Annotated in this window: 1 protein-coding gene; it reads left to right on the top strand. The window is 53.4% G+C overall.

Translation table 11 applies throughout. From position 1 onward, the window contains the following. The first annotated feature begins 473 nt into the window (after positions 1–473). On the top strand, positions 474–1,439 hold the full coding sequence (locus tag ABJM11_RS09020; protein WP_348297168.1) for a hypothetical protein: 966 nt from the start codon (positions 474–476) through the stop codon (positions 1,437–1,439). Positions 1,440–1,540 lie beyond the last annotated feature (101 nt).

Genomic DNA, 1,540 nt, shown 5'->3' with positions numbered 1-1,540 from the left:
CATCCCGAACTCAGCAGTGAAACAGACCAGCGCCGATGGTAGTGTGGCTTCTGCCCATGTGAGAGTAGGTCATCGTCAGGCTCCTAAATAACAAACCCCCAGCGGCTTCGCCGTTGGGGGTTTTTTATTTGGGATACGATTATCTTCTGTGCACTACAATGGCCCATGTGACAAGGCGTGCAACGCACGCCGCAGGACGTCGGAACGCCGTGACGACGGGCCCGAAGGGCCGAGCGCGCTAGCGCGAGCAAAGTAGGTCATCCCAGTGCGAAGCACTGGCCGAAGCATGTTCCCCACCTTCAAAATCTATGACACAGCTCACAGTGACATTGTGTAAACAAAGCTAAGATCTGAACAAGAACTGGCCAAAAAACAAAAAAACGCCAGCAAAAACGATACAAGTGTTCAGAGACACTCATCCAAAACAACAATAAACCGCGTTTGCAGAAGGCGGTTAATGATGAGATGTGTCTATGAAACGTGTTGTTTGGTTTTCCTTGGTAGCACTGTTGTTTGCCTCGCCAGTAGCAGCAGACTTGCAGCCCATCTCAGACAGCGATATGTCAGGCATAACTGGCCAGGCATTCATATCCGTTGATCGCCAGTACCATCCGGACCAATCCGATTCCACTTCCTATACCCGCGTCAACCTGGGCATGGATATTGATATCCAGACCAATGTGGATATCCTCGAACTCGGTCGCTATGACAGGGATGGTGAGAAGGCCGGTACCTCCGATGTGTACATCGAGGATTTCGCCCTCGGGTACATCAACAACCAGGCCTATTTCGACCGCAACCCGAAAGCGCCGCGCCAGTTTAAACCGGATGGCTCTGCCTACGGTGAAGGTGAAATAGTTCCGTTCAATATTGATAACCCTTTTCTGGAATTTGCCTTCGACGAAACCGCCCAGGAGATTGTCGGTTTTCGCCTGGGCTTCGGCGAATCCACGGGGGTTCTGTCCGGCAAGATCGAAACCCTTACCGGCAATGTTAACGTTGATATCGTCGACCGTGGAGAGGGGTTGAGCGAGGCCAGCTCCAGTGGGAATTTCTTTGACCAGGTGATCGTGCTGCTCACGCCATTGTTAGAAGGGGGCAGTCCCGTCCAGACCAAGGCGCAGCTGGTCTATGGTGAGGAGGGTGCCCCCAATATCGGTGAGCTGGACCCCATCCGCGCCGAGCATATCGGTATACCAAACGGGGAACGTTTCGTCCTTGAGGATGCCGGAGGTTTTACCCGCTGGTCGGTGAAGAACCTGATCGGCTGGGGCTCCAGTTCCCGCATCGAGGTGCCTGATTGTTCTTTCCTAAGCTGTGGTAGCGGCGATATTTATGTCTATGCCCAGGACTGCCTGGTGCTGGGCATAGACTCGTGTTTTGATCTCGACATTTACAACTGCATATTCCGGCCCATCGTGACCGCCCATTCCGTTTGAACGTGACCGCCCGTTCCGGGTGATCGTGACCGCTCATTCCGTTTTATCGTGACCGATTTTGGACGTTTTTCCGGAATCGCTGGTCACGATGCCGGAATCCC

Origin of the sequence: Marinobacter sp. (genome assembly GCF_039977835.1) — a bacterium.
GTDB lineage: Bacteria > Pseudomonadota > Gammaproteobacteria > Pseudomonadales > Oleiphilaceae > Marinobacter.
This window is presented reverse-complemented; position numbering and strand designations above follow the sequence as displayed.

Excerpts from the sequence above, each read along its gene's own strand:
- ABJM11_RS09020 (WP_348297168.1), top strand. The coding sequence starts at position 474 with ATGAAACGTGTTGTTTGGTTTTCCTTGGTAGCACTGTTGTTTGCCTCG.